30 protein-coding genes are annotated in these 24,644 nt (G+C 32.6%); 20 read left to right on the plus strand and 10 right to left on the minus strand.

Annotated elements, in window-relative coordinates; genetic code table 11:
• Positions 1 to 4: 4 nt before the first annotated feature.
• The 4 genes from hemN to ACE94K_RS08435 all read right to left on the minus strand — a co-directional run bounded on the left by hemN (position 5) and on the right by ACE94K_RS08435 (position 4,995).
• Positions 5 to 1,369, minus strand: coding sequence for an oxygen-independent coproporphyrinogen III oxidase (hemN, locus tag ACE94K_RS08420; protein ID WP_378182749.1), 1,365 nt, complete (start codon positions 1,367 to 1,369; stop codon positions 5 to 7).
• Positions 1,370 to 1,393: 24 nt separating this feature from the next.
• Complete coding sequence (locus ACE94K_RS08425; RefSeq protein WP_378182752.1) at positions 1,394 to 2,233, minus strand: universal stress protein; 840 nt, start codon at positions 2,231 to 2,233, stop codon at positions 1,394 to 1,396.
• A gap of 77 nt (positions 2,234 to 2,310) precedes the next feature.
• The gene (locus ACE94K_RS08430) at positions 2,311 to 3,366 is read right to left on the minus strand and encodes a response regulator (protein ID WP_378182755.1); all 1,056 of its coding nucleotides are present in this window, start codon (positions 3,364 to 3,366) and stop codon (positions 2,311 to 2,313) included.
• A gap of 123 nt (positions 3,367 to 3,489) precedes the next feature.
• Complete coding sequence (locus tag ACE94K_RS08435) at positions 3,490 to 4,995, minus strand: PAS domain S-box protein (protein ID WP_378184249.1); 1,506 nt, start codon at positions 4,993 to 4,995, stop codon at positions 3,490 to 3,492.
• Between the two features lie 179 nt (positions 4,996 to 5,174).
• Between ACE94K_RS08435 and ACE94K_RS08440 the strand changes: the two genes are divergently transcribed.
• The 11 genes from ACE94K_RS08440 to deoD all read left to right on the plus strand — a co-directional run bounded on the left by ACE94K_RS08440 (position 5,175) and on the right by deoD (position 12,697).
• Complete coding sequence (locus tag ACE94K_RS08440; protein WP_378182758.1) at positions 5,175 to 6,266, plus strand: site-2 protease family protein; 1,092 nt, start codon at positions 5,175 to 5,177, stop codon at positions 6,264 to 6,266.
• Positions 6,267 to 6,339: 73 nt separating this feature from the next.
• Positions 6,340 to 6,744, plus strand: coding sequence for a hypothetical protein (locus tag ACE94K_RS08445; protein ID WP_378182761.1), 405 nt, complete (start codon positions 6,340 to 6,342; stop codon positions 6,742 to 6,744).
• A gap of 21 nt (positions 6,745 to 6,765) precedes the next feature.
• Entirely contained in the window at positions 6,766 to 7,653 is an 888-nt protein-coding gene (locus tag ACE94K_RS08450) for a DnaJ C-terminal domain-containing protein (protein WP_378182764.1), read from the plus strand.
• A gap of 12 nt (positions 7,654 to 7,665) precedes the next feature.
• Positions 7,666 to 7,962: a chaperone modulator CbpM gene (locus ACE94K_RS08455; protein ID WP_378182767.1), complete on the plus strand. Its 297-nt coding sequence runs from the start codon at positions 7,666 to 7,668 to the stop codon at positions 7,960 to 7,962.
• A 24-nt stretch (positions 7,963 to 7,986) separates the two neighbouring features.
• On the plus strand, positions 7,987 to 8,904 hold the full coding sequence (locus ACE94K_RS08460; protein WP_378182770.1) for a mechanosensitive ion channel family protein: 918 nt from the start codon (positions 7,987 to 7,989) through the stop codon (positions 8,902 to 8,904).
• An 89-nt stretch (positions 8,905 to 8,993) separates the two neighbouring features.
• Positions 8,994 to 9,278 (plus strand): hypothetical protein, encoded by a 285-nt coding sequence (locus tag ACE94K_RS08465; protein WP_378182773.1) that lies wholly within the window; start codon positions 8,994 to 8,996, stop codon positions 9,276 to 9,278.
• Positions 9,279 to 9,413: 135 nt separating this feature from the next.
• Complete coding sequence (locus ACE94K_RS08470) at positions 9,414 to 10,301, plus strand: RsiV family protein (RefSeq protein WP_378182776.1); 888 nt, start codon at positions 9,414 to 9,416, stop codon at positions 10,299 to 10,301.
• Positions 10,302 to 10,360: 59 nt separating this feature from the next.
• The gene (locus ACE94K_RS08475) at positions 10,361 to 10,939 is read left to right on the plus strand and encodes a DUF998 domain-containing protein (RefSeq protein WP_378182779.1); all 579 of its coding nucleotides are present in this window, start codon (positions 10,361 to 10,363) and stop codon (positions 10,937 to 10,939) included.
• Between the two features lie 106 nt (positions 10,940 to 11,045).
• Positions 11,046 to 11,345 (plus strand): thioredoxin, encoded by a 300-nt coding sequence (gene trxA, locus ACE94K_RS08480; RefSeq protein ID WP_378182782.1) that lies wholly within the window; start codon positions 11,046 to 11,048, stop codon positions 11,343 to 11,345.
• Positions 11,346 to 11,347: 2 nt separating this feature from the next.
• On the plus strand, positions 11,348 to 11,992 hold the full coding sequence (gene deoC / locus ACE94K_RS08485; RefSeq protein WP_378182785.1) for a deoxyribose-phosphate aldolase: 645 nt from the start codon (positions 11,348 to 11,350) through the stop codon (positions 11,990 to 11,992).
• A 6-nt stretch (positions 11,993 to 11,998) separates the two neighbouring features.
• Entirely contained in the window at positions 11,999 to 12,697 is a 699-nt protein-coding gene (gene deoD, locus ACE94K_RS08490) for a purine-nucleoside phosphorylase (protein ID WP_378182788.1), read from the plus strand.
• A 67-nt stretch (positions 12,698 to 12,764) separates the two neighbouring features.
• Here the strand turns inward: deoD and ACE94K_RS08495 are convergent, their stop codons facing one another.
• Positions 12,765 to 13,601: a universal stress protein gene (locus ACE94K_RS08495; RefSeq protein ID WP_378182791.1), complete on the minus strand. Its 837-nt coding sequence runs from the start codon at positions 13,599 to 13,601 to the stop codon at positions 12,765 to 12,767.
• 138 nt (positions 13,602 to 13,739) lie between these two features.
• On the opposite strand from ACE94K_RS08495, the gene ACE94K_RS08500 reads away from it, so the two are divergent.
• Positions 13,740 to 14,189: a DUF2267 domain-containing protein gene (locus ACE94K_RS08500; RefSeq protein ID WP_378182794.1), complete on the plus strand. Its 450-nt coding sequence runs from the start codon at positions 13,740 to 13,742 to the stop codon at positions 14,187 to 14,189.
• Between the two features lie 59 nt (positions 14,190 to 14,248).
• On the opposite strand, the gene ACE94K_RS08505 is transcribed toward ACE94K_RS08500, so the two are convergent.
• Complete coding sequence (locus ACE94K_RS08505; protein WP_378182797.1) at positions 14,249 to 14,887, minus strand: response regulator; 639 nt, start codon at positions 14,885 to 14,887, stop codon at positions 14,249 to 14,251.
• Between the two features lie 291 nt (positions 14,888 to 15,178).
• Here ACE94K_RS08505 and ACE94K_RS08510 point away from each other — a divergent pair, with 291 nt between their 5' ends.
• Entirely contained in the window at positions 15,179 to 15,451 is a 273-nt protein-coding gene (locus ACE94K_RS08510; RefSeq protein ID WP_378182800.1) for an acylphosphatase, read from the plus strand.
• 62 nt (positions 15,452 to 15,513) lie between these two features.
• Here the strand turns inward: ACE94K_RS08510 and ACE94K_RS08515 are convergent, their stop codons facing one another.
• A complete protein-coding gene (locus tag ACE94K_RS08515; RefSeq protein ID WP_378182803.1) occupies positions 15,514 to 16,014 on the minus strand; it encodes a nicotinate-nucleotide adenylyltransferase in 501 nt (166 codons plus the stop codon).
• 209 nt (positions 16,015 to 16,223) lie between these two features.
• Here ACE94K_RS08515 and ACE94K_RS08520 point away from each other — a divergent pair, with 209 nt between their 5' ends.
• From ACE94K_RS08520 to ACE94K_RS08535, 4 genes are all read left to right on the plus strand, one after another.
• Positions 16,224 to 16,877, plus strand: coding sequence for a WG repeat-containing protein (locus tag ACE94K_RS08520; RefSeq protein ID WP_378182806.1), 654 nt, complete (start codon positions 16,224 to 16,226; stop codon positions 16,875 to 16,877).
• Positions 16,878 to 16,899: 22 nt separating this feature from the next.
• Positions 16,900 to 17,565 carry a peroxiredoxin gene (locus tag ACE94K_RS08525; protein ID WP_378182809.1) on the plus strand — a complete coding sequence of 222 codons (666 nt, stop codon included), beginning with the start codon at positions 16,900 to 16,902 and terminating at the stop codon, positions 17,563 to 17,565.
• Between the two features lie 207 nt (positions 17,566 to 17,772).
• A complete protein-coding gene (locus ACE94K_RS08530) occupies positions 17,773 to 18,654 on the plus strand; it encodes a sterol desaturase family protein (RefSeq protein WP_378182812.1) in 882 nt (293 codons plus the stop codon).
• 113 nt (positions 18,655 to 18,767) lie between these two features.
• Positions 18,768 to 19,250: a hypothetical protein gene (locus tag ACE94K_RS08535; protein WP_378182815.1), complete on the plus strand. Its 483-nt coding sequence runs from the start codon at positions 18,768 to 18,770 to the stop codon at positions 19,248 to 19,250.
• Positions 19,251 to 19,262: 12 nt separating this feature from the next.
• Here ACE94K_RS08535 and ACE94K_RS08540 read toward each other — a convergent pair whose 3' ends face one another.
• Both ACE94K_RS08540 and hpf read right to left on the minus strand, forming a co-directional pair.
• Positions 19,263 to 19,655: a DUF302 domain-containing protein gene (locus ACE94K_RS08540; protein ID WP_378182818.1), complete on the minus strand. Its 393-nt coding sequence runs from the start codon at positions 19,653 to 19,655 to the stop codon at positions 19,263 to 19,265.
• Between the two features lie 592 nt (positions 19,656 to 20,247).
• Entirely contained in the window at positions 20,248 to 20,550 is a 303-nt protein-coding gene (hpf, locus tag ACE94K_RS08545; RefSeq protein ID WP_378182821.1) for a ribosome hibernation-promoting factor, HPF/YfiA family, read from the minus strand.
• A 113-nt stretch (positions 20,551 to 20,663) separates the two neighbouring features.
• Here hpf and ACE94K_RS08550 point away from each other — a divergent pair, with 113 nt between their 5' ends.
• From ACE94K_RS08550 to ACE94K_RS08560, 3 genes are read left to right on the plus strand one after another with little or no spacing between them, the layout of a single operon-like run.
• Positions 20,664 to 21,749: an efflux RND transporter periplasmic adaptor subunit gene (locus ACE94K_RS08550; protein ID WP_378182824.1), complete on the plus strand. Its 1,086-nt coding sequence runs from the start codon at positions 20,664 to 20,666 to the stop codon at positions 21,747 to 21,749.
• Complete coding sequence (locus tag ACE94K_RS08555) at positions 21,746 to 23,008, plus strand: ABC transporter permease (protein WP_378182827.1); 1,263 nt, start codon at positions 21,746 to 21,748, stop codon at positions 23,006 to 23,008. The genes ACE94K_RS08550 and ACE94K_RS08555 overlap by 4 nt, the downstream gene beginning before the upstream one ends.
• A 9-nt stretch (positions 23,009 to 23,017) precedes the next feature.
• Positions 23,018 to 23,716, plus strand: coding sequence for an ABC transporter ATP-binding protein (locus ACE94K_RS08560; protein WP_378182830.1), 699 nt, complete (start codon positions 23,018 to 23,020; stop codon positions 23,714 to 23,716).
• A gap of 30 nt (positions 23,717 to 23,746) precedes the next feature.
• Here ACE94K_RS08560 and ACE94K_RS08565 read toward each other — a convergent pair whose 3' ends face one another.
• On the minus strand, positions 23,747 to 24,583 hold the full coding sequence (locus ACE94K_RS08565) for a universal stress protein (RefSeq protein ID WP_378182833.1): 837 nt from the start codon (positions 24,581 to 24,583) through the stop codon (positions 23,747 to 23,749).
• Positions 24,584 to 24,644: the final 61 nt, after the last annotated feature.

Consider the following 24,644-nt stretch of genomic DNA (forward strand, 5'->3'; position numbering starts at 1 on the left):
CAAGCTAAACAGTCATAGAGAATAACTGAGTTTCTGGTTTTTTGCGTTGTAATCTTAAATCAAAAGCCATACAAATATTACGCACAAATGGCCGACCTTTTTTTGTCACTTTTATATCGTGATTCGTAATCTCTACCAAACCATCATTTTCCATTTCTCGTAAACGCGCAGATACATCCGCTAATTCATCAAAATGAAGCAGGTTAACACTCCAATCTGTTTCAAAATGGCACATAAGATTTAGGATATGTTGTCTTATAATCTCATCTTCTTTGGTGAGTATATGTCCTCTGTATACAGGGATGATTCCTTGATCAACTAAATTTTGATATTCTTCTATTCCTTTTACATTTTGAGCAAAACCATACCAGCTATCGCTTATAGACGATACACCCAACCCTATCATCATTTTAGTTTTAGAAACAGTATAGCCCATAAAATTACGGTGTAAACTATTGTTTGTCATAGATTTATATAACGAATCACTTTTTAAGGCAAAATGATCCATGCCAATTTCTTCATATCCAACTTTTGATAATAGTTCCTTACCAATTTCGTATTGTTTTCGTTTTTGTGCTCCAGTGGGAAGATCCATTTCATTAAATCCACGTTGACCGTTTCCTTTTTGCCAGGGAACGTGGGCATAGCTGTAAAAAGCTAATCGATCGGGTAATAACGTTTTAGTCTTTCGAATGGTTTGGCTTACAGCTTCTTCGGTTTGAAAGGGTAATCCATAGATAATATCATGTCCGATTGAAGTATAGCCTATATCTCTTGCAGTTTCGGTAACATATTTAACATTCTCGAATGGTTGTACACGATGAATGGCTTTCTGAACAGTTTCATTATAATCCTGTACACCAAAACTTACTCTTCTAAATCCAACATCATATAGGGCCTGTAGGTGCTCTCTGGTCGTATTATTTGGATGCCCCTCAAAACTAAACTCGCACGCTGAAGCTGATTTAGCTGATGAAAATAATCCTTTAATTAGGTATTCTAAATTTTCAGGCGAAAAGAACGTAGGTGTTCCTCCACCTAAATGCAATTCTTTAATCTTTGGTTTAGTCTCGAACAGATTAGCATATAACTCCCATTCTTTTAAGAGAGCATTGATATATGGTATTTCTACGTTATGTCTTTTGGTTATACGTTTATTACACCCACAAAAAGTACACATGCTTTCGCAAAAAGGTAAATGAATGTATAAACTTATTCCATCTAAATCATTACTCTGAATAAATGATTTTTGTACTGATTGTGTCCAACTTTTTAATGAAAATCTATCATTATCCCAATAAGGTACTGTTGGATAACTTGTGTACCTAGGACCCGGTACATTATATTTGTCTACTAAATTAGCATGCATATAATTGATTTTTTTTGGATTTTTCTATTCGTGTAGTACTAAAAAAGGGATGCTGATATGATAACTTATCTTTTCTACTGTTGGATGAAATAAAATTCGTTGAAAAAAGTTAAGGTTTTTGGCGACCATGGTAATCATACCAATATTTCTGCTTTCTACAAAACATTGTACCGCCTGTTCAATATTAGGATTGGATAAGAAGTGAAAACTATGTTCTGTGCTTTCACCTAAGTAATCATTAAGAAAGTCCTTGTTCTTTTTTTGTAAATCACTGAGTTCCTTCTCTTTTTTAGATATATGAAGCACTCTTAGTGCTGCGTGATTTAAATCCAGAATTTCGGTAATAGTATTTAATACCCTGTTCCTGTAAAAAATATTATAGTCAGTAGGAAAAGCAACCTCATTGATTCTATTGTATTTTGCTTTTTCAGGTATTACAAGTACCGGACATTTAACTTTGGTAATCACATCACTTGTATTGCTGCCAATAGTTTTTTCTTTCAATCCTGAAGCACCTTTGGTACCCATTACAATATAGTCGATCTGCTTTTCTTCAACCTGTTTTCTGATTGTATCAACAAAAAAAATATGCTCATTAACCGTAAAGAAACGGTGTTTGGTATTTAAGGGTAATTTTTGAATTTTTCTGAGTAGCAATTGCATTTGTTCTTTATCGCTACGAGTCACTTTTTCTACAACTTGATCTTCAGATTCAAAAAGAGTTTCATTCCCAATCACTTCTTGGTAAGGAGAAACATGCAACAAATGAAAATTGCAATTTACCTTTTTAAAAAAAGACAAGGCATACGTAATTGCATTCCATGAGTTTTCCGAAAAATCCGTCGGAATAAGGATATTCTTCATTGTTAATACTTTCTAATGCAACAAATGTATTAGGATGTATTTATGAAAAGTATGACAAAAATCAGTTTGGATAAATTTTATTCTACGAGCTGAAGTCCGCTAAGATCTAAAATCTTGATATTTCGACCTTCGATTTCGATAAGGCCATCTTTTTTAAAACTTGATAACGTTCTTATTAAACTTTCGGTAGCGATACCCGCAACACTAGCTAGATCGTTTCTGGATATTTTGATGCTATCTTCCGGTTTTTTATTGAGAACCTGTGCAAATTGAAGGATAGTTTGCGCAGTTTTCTTCCGTACAGAGCTATAAGCCATCTGTAATAATTGTTCTTTTATTTCAGAAAGATTATCACTTAATAATTCCATAAGCTCTAAAGAAATATTCTTACTTTTTTCTAGTATATCCTTTAAATCAGTTTTGGATACACCGGCTAACTCTGTGTCCTCTACAGCAGTGGCAGATTCTTGATAGGGTGTGTTATCTATAAATGAAGTGAAACCTAAGAAATCATCTTCTTTGAAGAGGGCTGTTATAAGTTCTTTACCATTTTCATCCATTTTGTGTGTTTTTACAACTCCTTTTAGGATCAAGTAGATTTTATTAGAATGATCCCCTTCTTTAAAAATAGATTCACCCTTTTTGAATTCTACAATATCGCCGTGATCATCAAAAAAATTTTTGAGCTCGTGTAAGCTTCTAAGACCATCTTCTGAATCTTCTTTTGGAGCAGGAATTTGTTCCTTTAAAATTTTAGAAATGATCTGGGCTTTTGCCAAACGACTTTCTATAGCACTTAGTAATTCATCTTCTTCAAAAGGCTTAGTTAGATAATCATCTGCACCTAGGTCCATTCCTTTGCGTATCTCTTTGTGTTCTGTTTTAGCAGATAAGAAAATAAAAGGAATTTGATTGGTATTAGCATCGTGTGATAATGCCTCCAAAACTCCATAGCCATCAACTTCTGGCATCATAATATCACATACAATAATATCTGGTTTTTCTTCTTTTGCCTTGGTAATACCTATTTTTCCGTTTGGTGATGTAATCACTTTATAATTAGACAACTCCAAAAGCTCTGCTGTATTTTCTCTAAGCGCGGTATCGTCCTCTATTAATAGAATGGTTTTCATCTGTCTATATTTATTGCTTTTTATCTGTCACACTTCGACTTAGCTCAGCGCAAGGATGGAATCGCCAGATGAATTATATCGATGAGTATCAACATAAATTTCTATGGCTTATTTCATCATTGGTTATGATTGCTTTGCTGCAGGTATTTTTACTGTAAAGGTTGAACCTTGATTTTCTTTACTTGTAAAAGTAATACTACCCCCTAGATTTTCCAAATGACTTTTCACGATGTTCAATCCGATTCCGGTACCTTGATCTAATAAGGCGTTTTCTGCTCTAAAGTATCGATTAAAGATGAATTGTTGCTCTTTTTCTGGGATTCCTATTCCTTGATCAATAACGTGAAATATAAGTAAATCGTTTTCAAAAATTACCTGAAGATCAATTTCGGTATGCTCTCCTGAGTATTTGACTGCATTGCGGATAAGATTGGTCAATACTAATTCCAAAATTTTTTCATCAAAATCAATGATATATTCATCAATATCCTGTGGATATTTTATTCTTTGTCCATCTTTTAACAACATGTTGGCATCATAGATAACCTCATTGACCACTTTACTCAAGGGGAATGTGGTAAACTTATATTTTACTTTTCCGCTTTCCAGACGTTCTACAGATAAGAAATCGTTTAGGATGTTATCTAGATATTTTACTTTGTTTTTGATAGTAGTAAGATGTTTGTCTCTTTTTTCTTGTTGCTCGGTTTCTTTATATTTTCCAATGAGCGTTGTAGAAGTTAGAATTCCACTTAATGGTGTTTTAAACTCATGAGAAACCAAAGACAGAAATTTAGTTTTCAATTCGTTCAGATCTTTTTCTTTGGCTAAAGCTTCGCTAAGTTGTTGTGTTCTTTTTTTAACGGTTTTTTCAAGATTTTCAGTGTATTGTTTTCTTTCTGTTATATCTAAGATGATTGCTACAAAAACAGATTGATCTCCTAAGGTGGATAGCTGTAAATGTACCTCTACAGGATAAGTAGTCCCATCTTTTCGCTGATGTACCGTTTCAAATTGAAGTTTTTCTTCAATTTTTTGAAGTAATGGTTCAATAAGCTCCAGAAACTTTGGCTTATTAAAATTGGGTTTAATATCAATAGGAGTAATTTCTCTAAGCTCTTCCAACGAATATCCTATATTTTTTTGTGCTCCTCGATTTACATCTACAAATTTTAGAGATTCCGCGTCAAATATGAATATTTCGTTTAATGACTCATCAAATATAGTTGCCCAATGTTTTAATTGCTGTTCGGCTTTTTTACGGATAGTAATATCCATTACTAGGGCCATAACAAATCTTTTTCCATAGATTTCAAAAGGGCTTAAGCCTGCCTCAACCGGAAAAGAACTCCCGCATTTACGAACTCCATATATATCACGGCCTCTTCCCATCTTTCGTTTTTCGCTTTTATGTAAAAAACTTTTGAAATGCCCTCCATGACTACCGCGGTATTCTTGAGGAATTAAAATGTTAAGAGGTTGGTCTTTGAGCTCTCCTTTATTGTAATTAAACATCTCCTCTGCAGCAGTATTGGTTGCTACGATTGTTTGATTTTCATCGACAATGATAACACCCTCCGAGATAGCTTCAGCAAGAATATCAAATGTGTTTTCGCTGGTCTGCAACATAGGATTTACAATATGGCTTACGTTTGATTTTTCAGTTTTAGTACTATTTCGGCTCAGAAAATTGTTGAGGTTGACCGATAATAATTGCATAACAAATATAGGCTAAAAAACCTATAATGATGATATCTGTCATTTCTTATTAACCCTTGTTTAGATACTTTAACCAAAAATTATGAATTATGAAAGGATCACTCAATTTAGGTCGCGTGTTTAACGTAGCAATAAAAGTACACTGGACCTTTTTATTAATTATCGTTTGGGTTACATTCTTAGAGCTCAAAAGTGGAGGAGATTTTCAAAACGTGATGATGAGCATTTTTTTTATTCTTTTGGTATTCGTATGTGTAGTACTACACGAATTTGGTCATATTTTAACGGCTAGAAAATTTGGGGTAGATACCAAAAAGATTACCCTGCTTCCGATCGGAGGAGTAGCATCAATGGAGACTATACCAGAAAACCCTAAAGAAGAATTATTGATTGCGCTAGCAGGTCCTGCCGTAAATGTTGTAATTGCTCTCCTGTTAGCTTTTTTTGTTCCGATTCAACTATTTACTGGTCACGATGCTAGCAGCTTAGAAACTTCGCTAGACCGTGTGACCTTGCAGAATATTGTTTTGTATTTATTTTCTGTAAATATCATTTTGGCACTATTTAATTTTATTCCTGCATTTCCAATGGATGGCGGGCGAGTATTTCGGGCACTGCTGTCTATGAGAATAAGTAGGGTTAGAGCCACTAATATAGCTGCAGGATTGGGAGAGGTCATTGCCTTTATATTCTTAATTATTGGAGTATTTTATAATCCATTCTTAATACTTATTGCATTGTTTATCTATTTTGGTGCCAATGCCGAGAATAAAATGGTACAGCAACTTGCCCTTATCAAAGGGCATAAAGTAGAAGAAGCCATGTTAACAAATATCACTGTTTTGAGTCCTGAGGATACTATAGAGGATGTTATCGAAATATTGCTTAAGAGTACCGAAAGAAATTTTGTGGTGGTAGAGCAAGAGAATATATTAGGGATTCTGCACCACAAAGATATTTTAAATAACTCCAACAATAAAAACCTTAAGGTTAAGGAAGTAATGGATACATCATTTTCTTCTATAGAGATTACTGTAGAATTAAAAGAAGTTTTTATGTTGATCAACACAAAAAAGAAGGACTTTTTTCCGGTTACCAGAAACAATCAACTTGTAGGAGCTATTGATCTTCCTAATACAAGTGAGTTTATGCTAATTCAATCTAATCTAATTACTAGATAGTACAACTGATTTTTATCATAAAAAAACAAAAGACTACTTTTTAAATTTATAGAATAAATAATAATTTTAGGATATGGATACAACTGAAAATATAGGCATTACATTTTATCAAAACTTAGGAAAATTATTCTACTCGATTGCAGCTGCAGATAAAATAGTTCGTAAATCAGAATATCTGTCGTTAAGAAATTTGGTGAAATCCGAATGGTTGGCTGTAGATGATCTAGAGGATGAGTTTGGAGCAGATGCTGCTTTCCAGATTGAAATTGTTTTTGACTGGTTGGATTATAAAGAGCTAGAGGCAGAGAACTGTTTCAATGAATTTGCATCGTTCTATAAAGAGAATACTTCCCTTTTTACAGATAGGATCAAACAATTAATATGGAATACCTCAAATAGCATTGCTAACGCTTTTTCTGGTAAAAATAAATCCGAATTGATGATGCTGGGAAGACTTCAGTTGATTTTTCAAGAGTAATAACCAATCCTTATCGTTCATATGGAGTTTGTTGATTATTATAAAATACTGGGTGTTTCTAAAAATGCGACAGAAAGTGATATTAAGAAGGCGTACAGAAAGTTAGCTAGAAAATATCATCCGGACTTGAATCCAAATGATAAAGAGGCAGAAAAAAAGTTTAAAGAAATTAATGAAGCCAATGAAGTATTAAGCAATGCCGAAAACCGAAAGAAGTATGATCAATATGGCAAAGATTGGAAACACGCTGAAGAGTTTGAAAAAGCCAGACAGTCGCAACAGCAATATGCAAGGTCGGGAAGACAACAGTATCAAGGTGATTTTTCTGAGAGTGACTTTTCAGACTTTTTTGAATCTATGTTTGGGGGTTCGGGAAGAAGTTATAGACAAAGTCAGGTAAAGTTTCGGGGAGAAGATTACAATGCTGAACTACGCCTTGATTTAATGGATGTTTATAAAAGTCATAAACGTACGCTTACGGTGAATGGGAAAAATATTAGAATTAACATTCCGGCCGGTGTAGAAAACGGACAGACGATCAAAATCAAAGGTCACGGTGGCCCAGGGATTGGAGGCGGACCCAGCGGTGACTTATATATAACTTTTATCATAGAAAATACAACTCCTTTTAGACGTGATAAAGGAGACTTATATTTGAAAAAGGACATAGATATCTACACTGCGGTTTTGGGTGGTGAAATAATGATCGATACCCTTGATGGAAGAGTGAAACTACAGGTGAAACCGGAAACAGAAAATGACACAAAAGTTAAATTGAAAGGTAAAGGTTTCCCTTTATACAAGAAAGAAGGGCAGTTTGGAGATTTATACATTACCTACACTATTAAAACACCAAAAAACCTGACCCCAAAACAAAAAGAATTATTTAGAGAATTATCCAGACTATAAATCTAAATTGTTATGGCAGAGGAGCATCTTATACCCGTTATAGAATTTTGTGAAAGTCACGAAATAGAACATTCGTTTTTACACTCCTTACAGGAGTTTGGATTGATAGAAATAATTACCTTTCAACAAACATCATTTATTTACCTGGAAGAACTACCCCGACTTGAGCAAATTTTACTTTTTCATAAAGAGCTGGAAATAAATCTTGAAGGAGTTGAAGTAATCATAAGATTATTAGAAAAAGTTCATAAGATTCAAAACGAAATGAATATGCTAAAGAATAGATTAAATATGTATGAAAGATTTTAACAGAAGTAGGGCGATATAATATTTATGGAATCAATTAGAGCTATAAACGAATGGTTATCAGAATATCCTACGGCAACCAGTATTTTGAAATACCTTTTATGGGTTTTATGTATTGTTTTCATAATTCGATTTATAAGAAGTTTTCTAAGGAAAAACCTTCCAGATACTACTACCAGATATAAATCTCAAAAAGGAGTTGAGATTATTGGTTACATTTTATTAATTATTTTATCGTTCTCCTTTTTTACAGGAAATATTAAAGATTTTACCATCATTATAGGTCTTTTTACTGCTGGTATTGCTTTTACCTTACAAGAATTAATTTTAAGTATTGCGGGTTCTATTTATATATTTTTAGTGCAAGTCTATAAACCCGGAGATAGGATTGAAATTAATGGGATAAAAGGAGATGTTATTGATGTCGATAGCATCTATACGACTATGATGGAGATAGGCAAATGGGTAAGTACAGATAATTACAGCGGTAGAATTGTCAAATTAAGTAATGCCTTTGTATTCAAGGGGCCTGTTTATAATTATTCTAAAGATTTCCCTTTTATCTGGGATGAGTTCGATCTTCCAGTACATTACGATTCTGATATAGAATTAGCAAAATCGATAATGCTAAAAGTGGCTTCCGAAATTTTATCAAAATATGCAATTGAATCCAGATCAAAATGGAATGATGTCGTAAAAAGATATTATATTGAAGATGCAAAGGTAGAACCAAGTCTTTCTATAACAATAACAGATAATTGGGTACAATTGAATCTTAGATATATCGTAGATTATAAAAAAAGAAGATATGTTAAGGATCTGCTACATCAAAGGATCTACGAGGAAGTTCTTAAAACTGATGATAAAGTCAGGTTTGCTTCAACTACTGTAGAATTAGTTGGACAACAAAAAGTAAAAGTTGAAATGAAAACTCCAAAAATTTGAGATATTAGATTTTTTCTAAAACTGACAACGGTCATATTTAATTCTGAATAGAGACTTTAATTTTACATCAAATTAAAAAACTATTTACTATGACTTTATATGCAAAAATAAATGCCGATTTTACTGAAAACTATATAGGATATTCTGCTTTGGCCATCATAGCCTCAACTTGTTTAGGATCTATCGCTATTATGACTACCTTATTTGATGGTAATGGTCTTATACAAATGCTATTGGTATTTCTTACGGTAGCAGTATGTAATGCACATAACGCTGCGATTCTAACAGTTCAGAAACCTAAATTGGTATTAGACCTTCTTATCTTGAGTTTAGTAGTAAATAGCTTAATAATTATTGGTAACGGCTTGTTTTAATATTTTACATACTTAATTATTTATAACGGCGGGTTTCTTAAAAGGAAACTCGCCTTTTTATTGTCTGTTTACTGATTGATATCATATTTTTTGATCATTCTCGAAACTACATTTATATAAATTAAAATCGACTATATGAGAACCTTAATCATCACAATTGCTATAGTAAGTTTGATGGCGTGCAATAAAAGAACTGAAATAAGAGAAAATCCACAAAAAGATACTACAGAGAGCGAACAAATACGTGATCAGACTATAGATAGCACTCACTACTTTTCTGAAGAAAGTCTGGAACTAAATCAAGAAAAAACAAAATCCATTAAAGTAGAGCGTCTCGTTGAAACAGAAGATGATCAGAAAAAACTACAAGAATTAGTAATTGCCAAAAAGTTTTACAAGGAGGAAGATCTATATATATTAGATTATAAATACCCTTATCTCAACGAAGAGATCGATACTAATCACACCAGATTTAATGATTTCTTTGCAGAAAATTACCTAAATATAGAAGCTACAGAAAATGAAATTCTCGAAGATAAAGTAATATTTTGTGACTCTCTCGGAATCGGGAGATGTATGGACAAACGAATTATTGATTATAAAATATATTCGGTAAAAAGTAACCTAATCAGTGTACTACTTTATAAAGAAAACTATTACTCAGGAATGAAACATTCTACATATATGTTTGAGTGTCTGAACTTTGATCTTGGTAACCATAAATTCATCTATTATAATGATTTTTTTATTGATAATTCTGAAAAAGAATTACTTTCAACCATTAATAAAATCATATCTAATAGTATAAATTCTGGAGAATTGTATTACGAATGTTGGGAGCTGTCAGAAGAAGATTTCAAGGTGTATAAAAACAATTTTGTGGTTAATGATGATACTGTAGCATTCTATTTTGATGATTGCATCATTTGTCCTTCATATACAGGAACCTATTCTATTGAGATTCCGATTCATAAAATTTTGCATCTGATCAAAGTATATAATGATAAACCATTGATAGGTTGATTATGTTACCAAGAGTTTTAGACAAGAGTTATTTACTTTTTTGGATAATTTATATCGTTATGCTATTGATAGCATTTGTGCTGCCTTTTTTTTCAGATCCACAATATAGTATTGCAGAAAATACTTTAAGTGAATTAGGAGCTCAAAAAACTCCAAATAACTGGATTATGAATTTAATATTTGTAATGCTCAGCGCAATTACGTTTATTAACGGTTATAGACTTTTGAAAGATTTTCACCTCCAGGTTTTAGTATTATTTGTTTTTTGTATTTCACTATTTCTGACGGCTATATTCCTGCATGCGCCTATTGATCGAGGTATCGTTTACGATTCGTTTCAAAATGAGTTACATTCTGTTTTTTCGACCATAACAGGAATTTCGTTTTGTTCTTACTGCCTGGTGCTAAGTTTCATTACTCGATGGAAATATCAAAAATTGTTAGCGATATGGGTAGGAGTTATCGCGTTAATATTATCCTATTTGATGTTTACTCATTCAGATTATAGAGGGGTATACCAGCGAGATATTTTTATTATCGCTTTTGGATGGATCTTATATTCTTTTAAATTCTATGAATATGTTTTTACAAAAAAAGAGTATTTTCAGCTTATCAATAGAAACCAAAAAGGAAGTTAGCCATAAAAATCTGGATTATCCCCATTGATATGATTAATTGGCGATCCTATCCCTGCACTTCGCTGAGTCGAAGTGTAACTCTTTAAAAATAATAAATCATAAACAGATGAAAGATAGTTTTAGCAATATTATTGATTCAGAAACACCAGTATTAGTTGATTTTTATGCAGATTGGTGTGGTCCCTGTAAAGTATTGGCACCAATCTTAAAAGAAGTAAAAGATGAGCTAGGATCTGCGGTGAAAATTGTAAAAATAGACGTTGATAAGAATCAGCCTTTGGCAGCAAAATACCAAGTGAGAGGTGTGCCAACAATGCTCTTATTCAAAAAAGGAAAGCAGCTCTGGAGGCAATCAGGAGTTTTGCAAAAGAATGATATTATTAGCGTTATAAATTCTTATAAATAGTTATGGAACTTAATACGTATATCGATCATACTATTCTAAAAGCAACAGCCACGGTAGCAGATATCACAAAGTTATGTAGAGAGGCTAAACACCATAATTTTTATTCGGTTTGTGTGAACGGAGCTTATGTTGGTTTGGCTTGTAGTGAGTTAATGAAAACGGATGTAAAAATAGCCGCCGTAGTAGGATTTCCTTTAGGAGGAATGACTACCAAAGCCAAAATATATGAGGCTAAGCAATGTATTGATGATGGAGCAAATGAGATTGATATGGTTCTGAATATAGGATTGCTTAAATCTGGGTATCATGAAATTGTGCGTGATGAGATTGCCAAGATCAAAAAAGCCATTGGAGATCATGTGTTAAAAGTCATTTTTGAGAATTGTTATTTGTCTGATGAAGAAAAGAAAATAGCCTGTCAATTATCGATTGAAGCTGAAGCAGACTATATAAAAACATCGACAGGTTTTGGAACTGGCGGTGCTACTATAGAAGATGTAATGCTGATGAAAGCTATTGCCAAGGATAAGATACGAATAAAAGCTTCTGGTGGAATAAGAGATATTGAAACTGCTAAACAATATATAAATATGGGTGTTTCCCGTTTGGGAACCTCTTCAGGGGTAGCCCTTGTCACTTCAAAATAAAATCATATGAGTACACATATCGCAGCAAAGAGAGGAGAGATCGCAGAAACTGTTTTATTGCCTGGAGATCCTTTAAGGGCAAAGTGGATTGCAGAAACATTTTTAGATGATCCGGTATGCTATAATAAGGTTCGCGGAATGCTGGGATATACTGGTAGTTATCATGGTAAGAGAGTTTCTGTACAAGGAACAGGGATGGGTATTCCGTCCTCATTAATTTATTGTCATGAATTGATTAATGATTTTGGTGCACAAAACTTAATTAGGGTAGGTTCTTCTGGATCTTATCAGAAAGATGTTAAACTAAGAGATATAGTGATTGCTATGGCAGCATCTTCTACATCCGGAATTAATAATTCTAGATTTATCAACTCTGATTATTCTCCTACAGCTAATTTTGAACTGTTTATGAAAGCTGCTTTATATGCTCGTGAGCATAATATTCCTATAAAGGCAGGAAATGTTTTATCCGCAGATGAGTTTTATGAAGATGATTTTGATTCCTATAAAAAATGGGCAGAATTTGGAGTGCTTTGTGTAGAAATGGAAGCTGCTGGTCTATATACAATTGCAGCAAAGTTTAATGTAAAGGCATTGGCTATTCTCACCATTTCAGATTCTCTAGTAACTGGTGAAAGAACTACTTCTGAAGAACGAGAAACCACTTTTAGTAAAATGATAGAAATAGCATTGGGGACATTATAAAAAAACCATCTGAAAAGACAATTTTCAGACGGTTCCATACAAACACAACTTTAAAATATATATAATCTTAGATCTTAAATGTAATTACTGGTTTATTTGCGTGATTAGCAATATCCTCTCCAATACTTCCATTAAAGAAGTGTGATAATCCACGTCTGCCGTGAGTTGGTATGGCGATAACATCTGCGTTTATTTTTTGGCAATAGTTAAAAATACCGCTCTCCACAGAATAATCATTCTGTACCACTACTTTATCAAAATTTTCCAAATTACCGGAATCAGCTTTAAAAAGAAATTCTTTTATTCGCTCTTCAATTTGATCTGAATTTCTAAATCGATCACCTGGTAGATTTACATATACTAAGTGTAAAGTAGCATTGAATAAGCCGAATAATCGCTTGGCGCTATGATACGCACGGATATTTTCCATTTTAAAATCACAAGCAAATACTACTTCTTTCATGTTAAATTTATCAATCTGATTTTTGATGACCAAAACCGGAATTTCAGAAGTACGAACTACTTTTTCTGTATTAGAACCTACAAATACCTCACTCAATCCGCTACTACCATGAGAACCCATCACAATAAGATCAACTTCATTTTCATTAGCTACTTCATTTATTTCGCTAAATACTTTATAGTTCTGTACAGTTTCTGTGATTTTAATGCCTTTTAGATATTCTTTATCTAAGAACGTCTTAAATCTTTTTTCTGCTAGTCTTAAATAATAAATTGCTTCTGCAGCTTCTTGAGCTTCGTCTTTTGTGAGAATAGCTTCTGATAAGCCGAGCATATGTAATACGATAATTTCTGCTTGTTGCTTTTTTGCAATATCAGCGGCAACTTGTAAAGCATATTCTGAATGCTCGGAAAAGTCAATAGGGACAAGAATTTTTTTCATGTTTCATTGTTTTACAGAATCAAAATTAGAAGATGTCTGGAGGAATTAATATGATAATTATCATATTAATTTTTGGGATAAGGCTATAAATTTAATAATCAATTATTTACAAGTAATTAGGAACTAAAATGACTTATTATGGCACTCAATTTTAATCAATTCGCGGTAGAAGCAAATACTTTTTTAAAGGAGTATGCTAAGGAAATGGACTTGATTGATGATCCAGATAGAGCAGGACGAATTTTATCTGCTGTATTGCACGGATTAAGAGAAATGATCTCGATAGAAGAATCTATACAGTTGATGGCACAGCTACCTATGTTCTTAAAAGCTGTGTATGTAAACGGTTGGTCTATAAAGTCGAAAAAACCGCGCATAAAGCATATGGAAGAGTTTATAGATTTAGTGAGGTCTTTTGATGGAGTTACATCTATATATGACTTCGAATCCAATGAAATCGCAGAGCATTATATTCATACTACCTTTTTTGTATTAAGAAGATATATTTCACCTGGAGAGATGCAAGACATTAGAGATGAGCTTCCTAAAAATCTTAAGGATATGATTTTTAATGCTGTTTTTTTCTAAGGTCATTTTATAATTTACAATAGGGGGAGTTCATAGAAAACGATGCAATTTAATGCCTTCTATGGAGTAAATATATCGTTGCGTATCGCGTAGAGTACCATCGCTGTTCGATTTTTTAAATTTAGCTTTTCAAAAACGGCATCCCGATAACCTTCTATTGTTTTTGGGCTCAAACACATATCACTCGCAATTTCTTTATAGGTCTTTTCTGTACAAGCTTGTTTTACAAATTCGATTTCTCGTTCTTTTAAGACTCGATTATTTTCTTTTTCAGCATATAAAGATTGCAGTAATAAGCTGGTCACATCCTTAGTATGGTAGAATCCGGTTTCCTGAACTTCGATCAGTGCCTTTTCTAAAATACTTTTTTCTGTATCTTTTGGAAGATATCCTTTTGCCCCGGCTTTTAAAACTCTTAGAATTGTCTTTGTATTTCTTTCGGTCGAAAGTGCTAAAACTTTAACTTTTGGAAACTCTTTATTTAACATGGATGTGGTTTCAATCCCGTTCATCCTTGGTAAATTAATGTCCAGTAGTACAATCTCGGGAATATTTTTTTTATTCTTAAATCGGGTGATGAGTTCCTCTCCGTTTCTACAAGTATATAGCACCTTGCATCTAGAAAACCCATTGATTAAATCAGATAAAGCCTGAGAGAGTAGGGTGTGATTTTCTACAATGACAACAGAATATTTCATTTTGTCTTATTTGTTACGATATAAAAAATGTAAGTAACTAAAGAATAACCCAAATATGAGGGTAGTCATTCGATATCTTAAGACAGGTTAATTTCGGATTATAGGGGTATAAATAGAATTACTTCTAAGTTAATAAAAACAAATTATTTATATCTTTTTTTTAGATAAAATAATGTACAAAAGACTTGATTTTTAAGAACTGATTTTTGTCAATTTGGGGAATTTTTAATTGTTTTTTCGTTAACTTTCATCTTTCAACTTTTTTAGAACGGTTTATAGAAACATAATTTTATGCTCAAGCATTATAATATTTTGGTTAAAGGAAAAGTGCAGGGAGTATGGTATCGAAAAAGTACCTGGGAAAAAGCAATGGAGTTAGGTATAAAAGGTACAGTAAAAAATCTATCAGACGGTAGTGTTTATATCCAAGCTGAAGGAGAAGAAAATCAACTCAAAGCATTTATCAAGTGGTGCAAAAATGGGCCAAAGTTTGCTGAAGTTTCTGAGATTTCTTTTGACGAAGCTGATCCATTATTTTATCAGTTTTTTGAAATTTTATACTAAAAAATCCATAAAAAGAGGAACTGCAATAGCAATCCCTCTTCTATTTTTAGAATTGATTTGACCTATAGAAAATTACCATCTTCATCAGTTTTTACCTTGATCATTTTATCACCATTTTCTAATCGTAGCTTATACTTTTTGGTAGTTCCTTTTTTGTTATGGTAATTAACTAAATATACATCTTTTGTTATGGCCCATCCAGGAAATCTGGTTGTTACTGCTGTATAAATAGCAGGAGGGAGGTTTGTACCTTTAAATTTTTCAATGGTTCTCAATACATTTCCATCTTTGTCATATGCTGCTAGAATTTTACCTTCCGGGATGTAAAACGAAACGTAGTAAAGGTCATATTCATCCTGATAAAAATCTGAACCTTTAAGATCATAAGTTGCTACTTTTTTTTCAAGTAATTTTACAGGGATATCCGCAGCTTCTTCATTTACTTCATTCAGGTATTTGTAGTTAGTGGCTATAACAATAACTTCTTCGAGTTTTTCCACTTCTTGTGCAAAGCAAGGGAGGGTCAGTCCCAGAATAAATAGACCCAAAATTAATTTTTTCATGACGTTATGTTTTTTGTGTTATATATAAAAGCTAACATCTGTTAGTTCTAGTAGTTAAGATACGCTATCGGCACTCGTTTTTTAATGATAATTATCAGATTAACAATGTTTTATTCGTGTTTTTATCAATACTGTCAGATATGATATTTCTCATTGTATGTGATCACTTTAGGTTATACATTATGAGGATAAACCTAAATAAGTTAGTAATGAAAAATGTATTTATTTTATTTGTAAGTGTTGTTATCTTTCCTTCTATAAGTATCGGACAGATTACCATAAACATAGACGAGATCACACCTTTTCATGAAGAGTTATCGGCGATAAGAAAAGGTAATACCTGGGCATTTATAGATGCTAAGGGAGAAATCGTAATCGATTACAGGGATGACTTGGTTTGGGCAACAGAGATTGATCCAAAATCCAAAAAGAAGAATTTATATAAAGAACCGATACCTTATCCAGCATTTTATGAAGGAAGATGTTTGATTAAAAAGATGATTAAAGGTATTTATTATTATGGATATATCGATAAAAGTGGAAAGACGGTTATTGAACCTGAATTTGTAAATGCAACCACTTTTGAAAATGGAAACGCAATTGTTCTAAAGGTTTCTAAAGACGAATTAGGGACTAATGATCTATTACTTAAAAAAGTGGTGTCTTATAGTTATGATGAAGTGATTATTGATCCTTCTGGGAACGTAATAATGCATTTACAAGGCCCTGAAAATTTGGTTTTAACAAAAGAGAAAATGAAATGGCGTCCTGCGATAGAGTCACATATAGTTTCACCTCACCTCGTTGCAGTAAAAACAAAGAATAATAACTGGCAATTGCGATTGATGAATGTGATTAATTAACTTTTTAAAAAATAAAAGAATCATGGAAACACCAGACAAAGAAATAAATATGATACCTAGAATTGGGGATAATGCACCGGATTTTGAAGCAGTAACTACTCACGGTAAACTAAGGTTTTCTGAATTTGCCGAAAGTAAATGGGTGATTTTGTTTTCACATCCTGCAGATTTTACTCCCGTATGTACCACAGAATTAAGTGGTTTTGCAGAACGCCGTAAGGAGTTTGAAGCATTGAATACAAAGTTGATAGGATTAAGTATCGATAGCATTCATTCTCATCTTGCGTGGGTGAATAATGTACTTGAAAAAACAAAAGTTTATTTGGATTTTCCGATCATAGCCGATATTGATATGAAGGTAGCTAAATTATACGGTATGTTGCAACCCAATGAAAGTGAAACTGCAGCGGTAAGAGCCGTATTTTTCATAGATCCGTATCAAAAAATAAGGCTTATCATGTATTATCCATTAAATGTAGGGCGTAATATGGATGAAATCCTCAGAGCACTAGAGGCGTTACAGATTTCTGATAAATATAAAGTGGCATTACCTCTAAATTGGAAAAAAGGAGACAAAGTAATCGTTCCACCACCAAAGACATTGACAGAAATGGAAGACAGGATTCAAGATAAATCTTGCGAAAAAGTGGATTTTTATTTAGCCAGAAAGGATTTAAATCTGAATTAAAATATTTGAATATTTGAACGACTATAATCAGCTGTAATTACCAAAAAAAAAATCAAGTGTAACTTTTGTTACTGCAATAACTGATCACTTTCTGTACTTTTAAAACTTTAACATAACAGATCAATAATTTAATAATTATAAAAAGACTTATTTTAGCAATCCCTATCATAGTAATATGATATTATCGTTAAAAAAAAGCGAGATAGTATGGAAAAGTATGTAAGTGCATTTATAGACGCTTTTGTAGATAATATTAGATGGACATGGAATTCGATACTATTTGACGTTCCTTGGTATACAAACTATTTTTGGGGTCTGATAACAATTTCAATGTTGGTTTGGGGCTTAGAAATAGTTTTTCCCTGGCGGAAAGAACAATCCATTTTTAGAAAAGATTTTTGGCTAGATGGATTTTACATGTTTTTCAATTTTTTTGTTTTCGCGATTGTAATCGGAGGATTTTATGAATTACTAAGTGTTTTTTTTAGTGATATAGGGATTTCTGCAAAGAGCTTAACCCTAATTGATATATCAGCTTTGCCCAAATGGGGTCAACTAGTTGTCTTTTTTATCATATTAGATTTCGTACAGTGGTTTACACATGTGTTACTTCATAAATATTCATTCTTTTGGAGGTTTCATAAAATTCATCATTCAGTAAAGGAAATGGGTTTTGCAGCACATCTTCGTTATCATTGGATGGAAAATATATTCTATAAACCCTTAAAGACAATTGGGATAATGATTTTAGGTGGTTTTGAGCTGGAACAAGCTTATATTGTGCATTTTATGGCAATAGCTATCGGCCATTTGAACCACGCAAATATTAAAATTACCTGGGGTCCATTAAAGTACATTCTCAACAATCCGGTGATGCATTTATATCATCATTCTTATATTTTACCAAAAGGTTCTTATGGTGTGAATTTCGGAATTAGTTTAAGTCTCTGGGATTATATTTTTAAAACCAATTATATACCCGAAGATAGTGGTACTATTAAAATTGGTTTTCCTGGTGATGAAAAGATACCTAAAGGTTTTTTCGCACAGTTTATATATGGTTTCGGAAGATCGAGACAACAAAAATAGTACAGAAATATTCCAATATTTATAATCTCTTTTTCACTAATATATCAGTGACATATGTCATTTATTTTTGCTCTATTCTTAATTAACTTGAAGAGAATACAAATACAGTAGTGATGAAAAAAAGTAAGTTGTATATCGTAATTATCGTAGTAAGTTTATGGATCATAGGAAGCTGCGGACCGGTTATTATTACATCCAGATCTGATGCACCTCTGCCACCGTGGTTTTATCCTAATCGAGTAGAAATGGTACGCTATGTTTATTTTCCTGATTATATGATTTATTACGATTTATCACTTAGAAATTATATATATCTGGATAATGGTGTATGGATAACGCTTAGTGTACTTCCTCCCAGATATAATAATATTAATTTACGAAGATCACGCTATGTAAGAATACGGGATTATTATGGTGATAATATCAGAGGTTACCATAGCGATAATAGAGAAAGATACAACAGAAGTAGAACCGCAAGAAGTAGAAATACAACAACTACGAGAAATAGAGGTACCACAACAAATAGAGGTTTGAGAACTAATAATACATCAAGAAGCAGAAGTACTAAAAGTAGAGATACAATGAGAATATATTGAAGAGGAGTGTTTTTAGTCCAAGCTTTTTATGGCTCTTTTTAGCTTACCCCTTATTTCTTCTGCTATTCTGGCTAAATTTTTATTCTCTACAGAAATCATAGACGCTTTAGGATCTACTGCAGAAATTTCTATGGTTCCTTTTTCTTTTTCTTGCACAATTACATTGCAAGGAAGCATCGTACCAATTTTATCTTCTGTTTGCAGGGCTTCATAAGCAAAAGAAGGATTACAAGCTCCTAAAATAGTATAGTTATAAAAGTCTGCGTCTAACTTTTCCTTGAGAATAGCTTTCATATCTATTTTAGTCAATATCCCAAAACCTTCATTTTTAAGTTCATGAATTACTTTAGCTATAGCTTCTTCAAAAGATATTTTATCGATGGATGTATTAAGATAGTACTTCATATCATAACTATTTTTAATAAGCAGAATGAATATAATAGCTTTGTACCTTCTATGAAATGATAAATATCACAAGTGATTGGGATTGTTAGGCTTGCCGACTTCAGTATTTTACAAATAGAAACAGGTAAGCGTACACCTACCTGTTTCCAACAAAGAAATTAATTTTATTTTTCGGTACGATTACCTTCAATGTTCCATTTATAATTAAATATCGAAATCAGGTTATTTTCTTGAAAAAATATAGTCAATTTCTCTGTTTCGACTTCTATTGCTTCGCAAGAATATTCGCCTATGTCTTTACTATGTAAGATAGAAACAGGGATGCTTAAACATCCCTGTTTCCTAAAGATATTAAGAATATGATAAACCGTACGTATTCTACAATACTACTTTATGACTAAAGCCATTCTAGAATTAATAACTGTTTAAAAATATTTCTAATATCTCCTAAGATTCTCAATTATATTTCTACAATTAAAAATCTGTTTTATAACTAATCACTATACTAAAGAACTGTTATTTAACTACCGTACCAAAGTAGTTTGTTTGTTTTAGATAAAATATGACAAATATCAGTTTTTGGGTTTTTATTTTAGATGTAAGGTTTCATTTCTTGTTTCCTTTTTTTCAGTTGTCTCTCTAAATCCTTTAGTGTTTCTTTCACCGCCAGCTCATAATTTTTCTCATTAGAAGTTGCATATATTTTTGGACCGGGAAGACTTAATTCCATATCACAAATTTTTCCATTTCCTTTTGGATCATTTTCTTTTTTAAAAAACACATCAGATTTGATGATCCAATCATATTTTTTATACAATTTTTCGAGTTTCTCTTGTACATATCCCTCCATATATTCACTAGTTGGCATTTGTACAAATTGAATGTTTATTGTCATCGTTATATAATTTTAAATCTATCTCAAAAATAGCTACTCTGTTTCTTTTTAAAAATGATATATATCATTCCGAAACACTATGTTTTCGTTGAAATTTGAATAAAAATCAACCCATGTATAGATTCTTGGTCGTACTCTTTTTTGGTTCTTTTTTGGTTTCCTGCGACGGTAAAGAGGAAAAGATACAACCCATCATTACTGATATTACAGAATCTGTATATTCATCTGTTACCATTCAGCCGGATAGCTTATATGAGGTATATGCTGCGGTGAATGGTATTCTGGATAAAAACCTGGTGGAAGAAGGCGATATTGTGACAAAAGAAACTCCATTATTACAGATTATCAATAGCAATCCAAAATTAAATACAGAAAATGCTAAGCTGTCCTTAGAACTTGCCCGGAAAAGCTATAACGGAAATGCTGCAATTCTTAATGGAATAAAAGATGAGATTCATTCAGCAGAGCTTAAATTGATTAATGATTCTATTAATTATTGTCGACAAAAAAACTTATGGAACCAACAGATAGGATCTAAAGTAGAGTATGACACCAAGAAATTAGCGTATGAGCTTTCTATAAATTCTTTAGATCTTTTAAGGAATAAATATCACAGAACCAAAGACGAATTAAAAACACAACTTAAACAGGCAGAAAATAATTATAAAACTTCATTGATAACTACCAAAGATTTTACCGTAAACAGTAAGATCAACGGTAAAGTGTATGCGTTATACAAAAATTCTGGAGAAATCGTAAACACAATGGAACCAATTGCTTCCATTGGTAGTGCTACAGTTTTTGTAATCGAAATGTTAGTCGATGAGGTGGATATCGTAAAACTGAACAAAGATCAAAAGGTAATCGTAACACTAGACGCTTATAATGGAAAGATTTTTACGGCTAAAGTGAATAAAATTTATCCTAAAAAAGATGAAAGAAATCAGACTTTTATGGTAGAAGCCCTTTTTGATAAAAGTCCAGAAGTTTTGTATCCGGGCTTATCAGGCGAGGCGAATATCATTATTGCACATAAAAAACAAGTGTTAACCATTCCGAAACATTACATAACAGATAACGCCAAGGTGAAAACAGAAAATGGTATCAAAGAAATCGAAATTGGGTTACAAAGTATGGATATGGTAGAAATCCTATCTGGAATTACAAAAGAAACCTGGGTTTATAAACCTGACAAATGATCAACTGGAAAGTCATATTGAACATTGCCAAAACGCATTTGGTTACCAAGATCAAACAGACTGCTACGGCTGCACTTGGAGTAACTTTTGGTATAGGTGCATACATTACATTGGTTTGTTTTATGACCGGACTAAACGGAATGCTTGATGATCTGATACTTAATCAAACTCCCCATATTCATATCTATAATGAAATTGAACCTTCAGAAAAACAGCCTGTAGATCTCTATGAAGAGTTTCAGAATACACTGAATGTTGTACATTCTGTTAAACCGAAACAAAGTCAAAAGCGGATCCATAATGTCTTGCCAATAATTGATTATTTGAATAAAAATCCAGAAGTACGTGGTGCTATCCCCCAAATAAGGACACAGGCATTCTACATAGCAGGATCAATAGAAATTGGAGGCAATATCACTGGGATTGATATTATGAAAGAGGTAGAGCTTTTCAATTTCAAAGATTATATAGTCAAAGGTGAACCTGAAGATTTAAAGAATAATGAAAATAGTATTTTACTAGGCTCGGGAATTGCAGATAAAATGTCGTTGGATGTTGGTGATCGGGTACAGATAAGTCCAATAAAAGGAGATGTTTTTCCGCTTAAAATCGTTGGGATATTTCAGAGCGGTATTGCGGATGTTGATAATATTCAGAGTTTTACTAACATAAAAACGGTACAAAAAATACTAGGAGAAGCAGAAAATTATATTACCGACATTAACGTGAAATTGTATGACATTAATAAATCGATTCCTTTAGCAAAAAAAATCGAACAGCAGTTTAAGCTCAAAGCAGTCGATATAAATACTGCTAATGCGCAATTCGAGACTGGGACAGCGATTAGAAATTTAATTACCTATGCGGTTTCTATTACTTTACTCATAGTGGCAGGATTTGGGATTTATAATATTTTGAATATGCTTATATATGAGAAGATGAATGATATTGCGATCCTAAAAGCTACTGGATTTTCTGGTAAGGATGTGCAATTAATCTTTATGAGTCAGGCTATGATCATTGGTGTAGTTGGTGGGGTTTTAGGGTTGTTCATAGGTTTTATCTTGTCCAGTGCCATTGATCGTATACCTTTTAAGACAGAAGCATTGCCGACAGTAGAGACCTATCCAATTAATCATAATCCTTGGTTCTACGTAATTGGGATTACGTTTGCACTGATCTCTACATTCTTGGCGGGCTATTTACCGTCAAGGAAAGCGAAAAAAATAGACCCTGTTAGAATTATAAGAGGCCAATAATGAAACATTATGGAAATAGTTCTCGAAGCAAAAAAGATCAATAAATATTTTAAAAAACCCGTACTCTTTCATGTATTAAAAGACATAAGTTTTAAGGTTCGTGAGGGAGAGTTTGCGTCAATCATGGGGAAATCCGGATGTGGTAAATCAACCTTGCTCTATATTTTATCTACAATGGATACAGATTACGAAGGACAATTGTTCCTGAACAATAAACTTGTTACGGGGCAAGAAAGAGAACAACTCTCCTACATTAGAAACAAACACATTGGTTTTGTATTTCAGTTTCATTATTTGTTATCCGAGTTTTCAGTTATAGAAAACGTTATGCTACCTGCCAAAAAACTAGGAGAAAAAACAGTACAGGAAATTGAGCATGATGCAATAGAAAAACTAAAAGTTTTAAAGATAGATCATCTTGCAAAAAAAAGAGCATCAAGAATATCGGGTGGAGAAAAACAACGGGTTGCTATCGCCAGGGCTTTAATCAACAATCCATCAATCATTATGGGCGATGAACCGACCGGAAATTTGGATAGTTATAACTCTGATAATGTTTTTAACATTTTTAATCAATTAAGTCACGAGCAAGGACTTTCGTTGTTAGTAGTTACACACGATCTTGATTTTGCAAATAAAACCGATCGAATCATCGAAATGGGCGATGGTCGTATTTTAAAACCTGATTTAGAAATACTAGAAAAGTAATACTTGATTGTAAAACAATGATATTTTACATTAAGAATTGAAACTTAGCACTGGTATGGAAGTATGGGATTCTACTTTTTTTACTAAATCTCTATGAAATAGTTTTTTCAGAAAGCCTTTATCTTCACGTTCTAAAAGGGATATCAGATCTGCTTTTTTATCTTTTAGATAAATGTTTAGTTTATCATAAATACTATCAGATATCAAATTATCAAAGTCTAAATTAGGATAATTTACATTCTGAGTGACCATTTCCTTAAACCACGCCATTTTACTTTCTTCGTCCTCTGTGTCTTTGGTAGAAATATGTACTACGTGAATTTGAGCATCAAACGGCGAGGCCAGATGTGCTAATTTTTCAATAGCAAAAATGTCTCTTTCTTCAAAATCAGTGGCATATACCAAATGTTTTATCTGCTTAGCACTACTTTTATCCGGAATCACTAAAAGAGGACAAGGAGCTTTGGTAATTAATGTTTTGGCGATATCTCCCTCTAGCAGACCACGCTTGCTATTTTCATCTTTTATACCAACAATGATCATATCAGCAGATAAGCTATTTGCTTTTTCAAGAATACCATCTACAACCGACATGTGTTTGATAACAGAGGTTCTTACGTTATTATCATCAAAATCATCTCCCAGATGCTTTGCACAATAGTTTTTTATCATAGAATTTTGTTCTGCATACGCTCTTTTTACCGTTTTATTCAAAGGGCTTATGATCAGCGTACCCGAGAATGATGGAATATCAAAGACGTGTAATATTATCAATTCTGCTTTTATTCTGGTACTAAGATCATACGCATACTGCAAAGCGGATAAAGAATGATCTGTGTAATCTGTGGCATATAAAATAGTTTTCATGGCTTATACGAATTTTGTACTGAAACTATAACATAATACCTAAAATAAAAATGACATAAAT

This window comes from Aquimarina besae (assembly GCF_042434905.1).
In the GTDB taxonomy this organism is placed as follows: domain Bacteria; phylum Bacteroidota; class Bacteroidia; order Flavobacteriales; family Flavobacteriaceae; genus Aquimarina.

Bases quoted from the DNA above. Each gene is read 5' to 3' on its own strand.
- ACE94K_RS08455 (WP_378182767.1), top strand. From the start codon at position 7,666: ATGGCAGAGGAGCATCTTATACCCGTTATAGAATTTTGTGAAAGTCAC.
- ACE94K_RS08525 (WP_378182809.1), top strand. From the start codon at position 16,900: ATGGAAACACCAGACAAAGAAATAAATATGATACCTAGAATTGGGGAT.
- ACE94K_RS08560 (WP_378182830.1), top strand. From the start codon at position 23,018: ATGGAAATAGTTCTCGAAGCAAAAAAGATCAATAAATATTTTAAAAAA.
- ACE94K_RS08505 (WP_378182797.1), bottom strand. From the start codon at position 14,887: ATGAAATATTCTGTTGTCATTGTAGAAAATCACACCCTACTCTCTCAG.
- ACE94K_RS08550 (WP_378182824.1), top strand. From the start codon at position 20,664: ATGTATAGATTCTTGGTCGTACTCTTTTTTGGTTCTTTTTTGGTTTCC.
- ACE94K_RS08450 (WP_378182764.1), top strand. From the start codon at position 6,766: ATGGAGTTTGTTGATTATTATAAAATACTGGGTGTTTCTAAAAATGCG.
- ACE94K_RS08555 (WP_378182827.1), top strand. From the start codon at position 21,746: ATGATCAACTGGAAAGTCATATTGAACATTGCCAAAACGCATTTGGTT.
- ACE94K_RS08495 (WP_378182791.1), bottom strand. From the start codon at position 13,601: ATGAAAAAAATTCTTGTCCCTATTGACTTTTCCGAGCATTCAGAATAT.
- ACE94K_RS08430 (WP_378182755.1), bottom strand. From the start codon at position 3,366: ATGAAAACCATTCTATTAATAGAGGACGATACCGCGCTTAGAGAAAAT.
- ACE94K_RS08520 (WP_378182806.1), top strand. From the start codon at position 16,224: ATGAAAAATGTATTTATTTTATTTGTAAGTGTTGTTATCTTTCCTTCT.
- ACE94K_RS08440 (WP_378182758.1), top strand. From the start codon at position 5,175: ATGAAAGGATCACTCAATTTAGGTCGCGTGTTTAACGTAGCAATAAAA.
- deoD (WP_378182788.1), top strand. From the start codon at position 11,999: ATGAGTACACATATCGCAGCAAAGAGAGGAGAGATCGCAGAAACTGTT.
- ACE94K_RS08445 (WP_378182761.1), top strand. From the start codon at position 6,340: ATGGATACAACTGAAAATATAGGCATTACATTTTATCAAAACTTAGGA.
- ACE94K_RS08460 (WP_378182770.1), top strand. From the start codon at position 7,987: ATGGAATCAATTAGAGCTATAAACGAATGGTTATCAGAATATCCTACG.
- ACE94K_RS08510 (WP_378182800.1), top strand. From the start codon at position 15,179: ATGCTCAAGCATTATAATATTTTGGTTAAAGGAAAAGTGCAGGGAGTA.
- ACE94K_RS08535 (WP_378182815.1), top strand. From the start codon at position 18,768: ATGAAAAAAAGTAAGTTGTATATCGTAATTATCGTAGTAAGTTTATGG.
- ACE94K_RS08470 (WP_378182776.1), top strand. From the start codon at position 9,414: ATGAGAACCTTAATCATCACAATTGCTATAGTAAGTTTGATGGCGTGC.
- ACE94K_RS08530 (WP_378182812.1), top strand. From the start codon at position 17,773: ATGGAAAAGTATGTAAGTGCATTTATAGACGCTTTTGTAGATAATATT.
- ACE94K_RS08500 (WP_378182794.1), top strand. From the start codon at position 13,740: ATGGCACTCAATTTTAATCAATTCGCGGTAGAAGCAAATACTTTTTTA.
- ACE94K_RS08425 (WP_378182752.1), bottom strand. From the start codon at position 2,233: ATGAAGAATATCCTTATTCCGACGGATTTTTCGGAAAACTCATGGAAT.
- ACE94K_RS08515 (WP_378182803.1), bottom strand. From the start codon at position 16,014: ATGAAAAAATTAATTTTGGGTCTATTTATTCTGGGACTGACCCTCCCT.
- trxA (WP_378182782.1), top strand. From the start codon at position 11,046: ATGAAAGATAGTTTTAGCAATATTATTGATTCAGAAACACCAGTATTA.
- ACE94K_RS08475 (WP_378182779.1), top strand. From the start codon at position 10,361: ATGCTATTGATAGCATTTGTGCTGCCTTTTTTTTCAGATCCACAATAT.
- deoC (WP_378182785.1), top strand. From the start codon at position 11,348: ATGGAACTTAATACGTATATCGATCATACTATTCTAAAAGCAACAGCC.
- ACE94K_RS08435 (WP_378184249.1), bottom strand. From the start codon at position 4,995: ATGTTGCAGACCAGCGAAAACACATTTGATATTCTTGCTGAAGCTATC.
- ACE94K_RS08465 (WP_378182773.1), top strand. From the start codon at position 8,994: ATGACTTTATATGCAAAAATAAATGCCGATTTTACTGAAAACTATATA.
- hemN (WP_378182749.1), bottom strand. From the start codon at position 1,369: ATGCATGCTAATTTAGTAGACAAATATAATGTACCGGGTCCTAGGTAC.
- ACE94K_RS08540 (WP_378182818.1), bottom strand. From the start codon at position 19,655: ATGAAGTACTATCTTAATACATCCATCGATAAAATATCTTTTGAAGAA.
- ACE94K_RS08565 (WP_378182833.1), bottom strand. From the start codon at position 24,583: ATGAAAACTATTTTATATGCCACAGATTACACAGATCATTCTTTATCC.
- hpf (WP_378182821.1), bottom strand. From the start codon at position 20,550: ATGACAATAAACATTCAATTTGTACAAATGCCAACTAGTGAATATATG.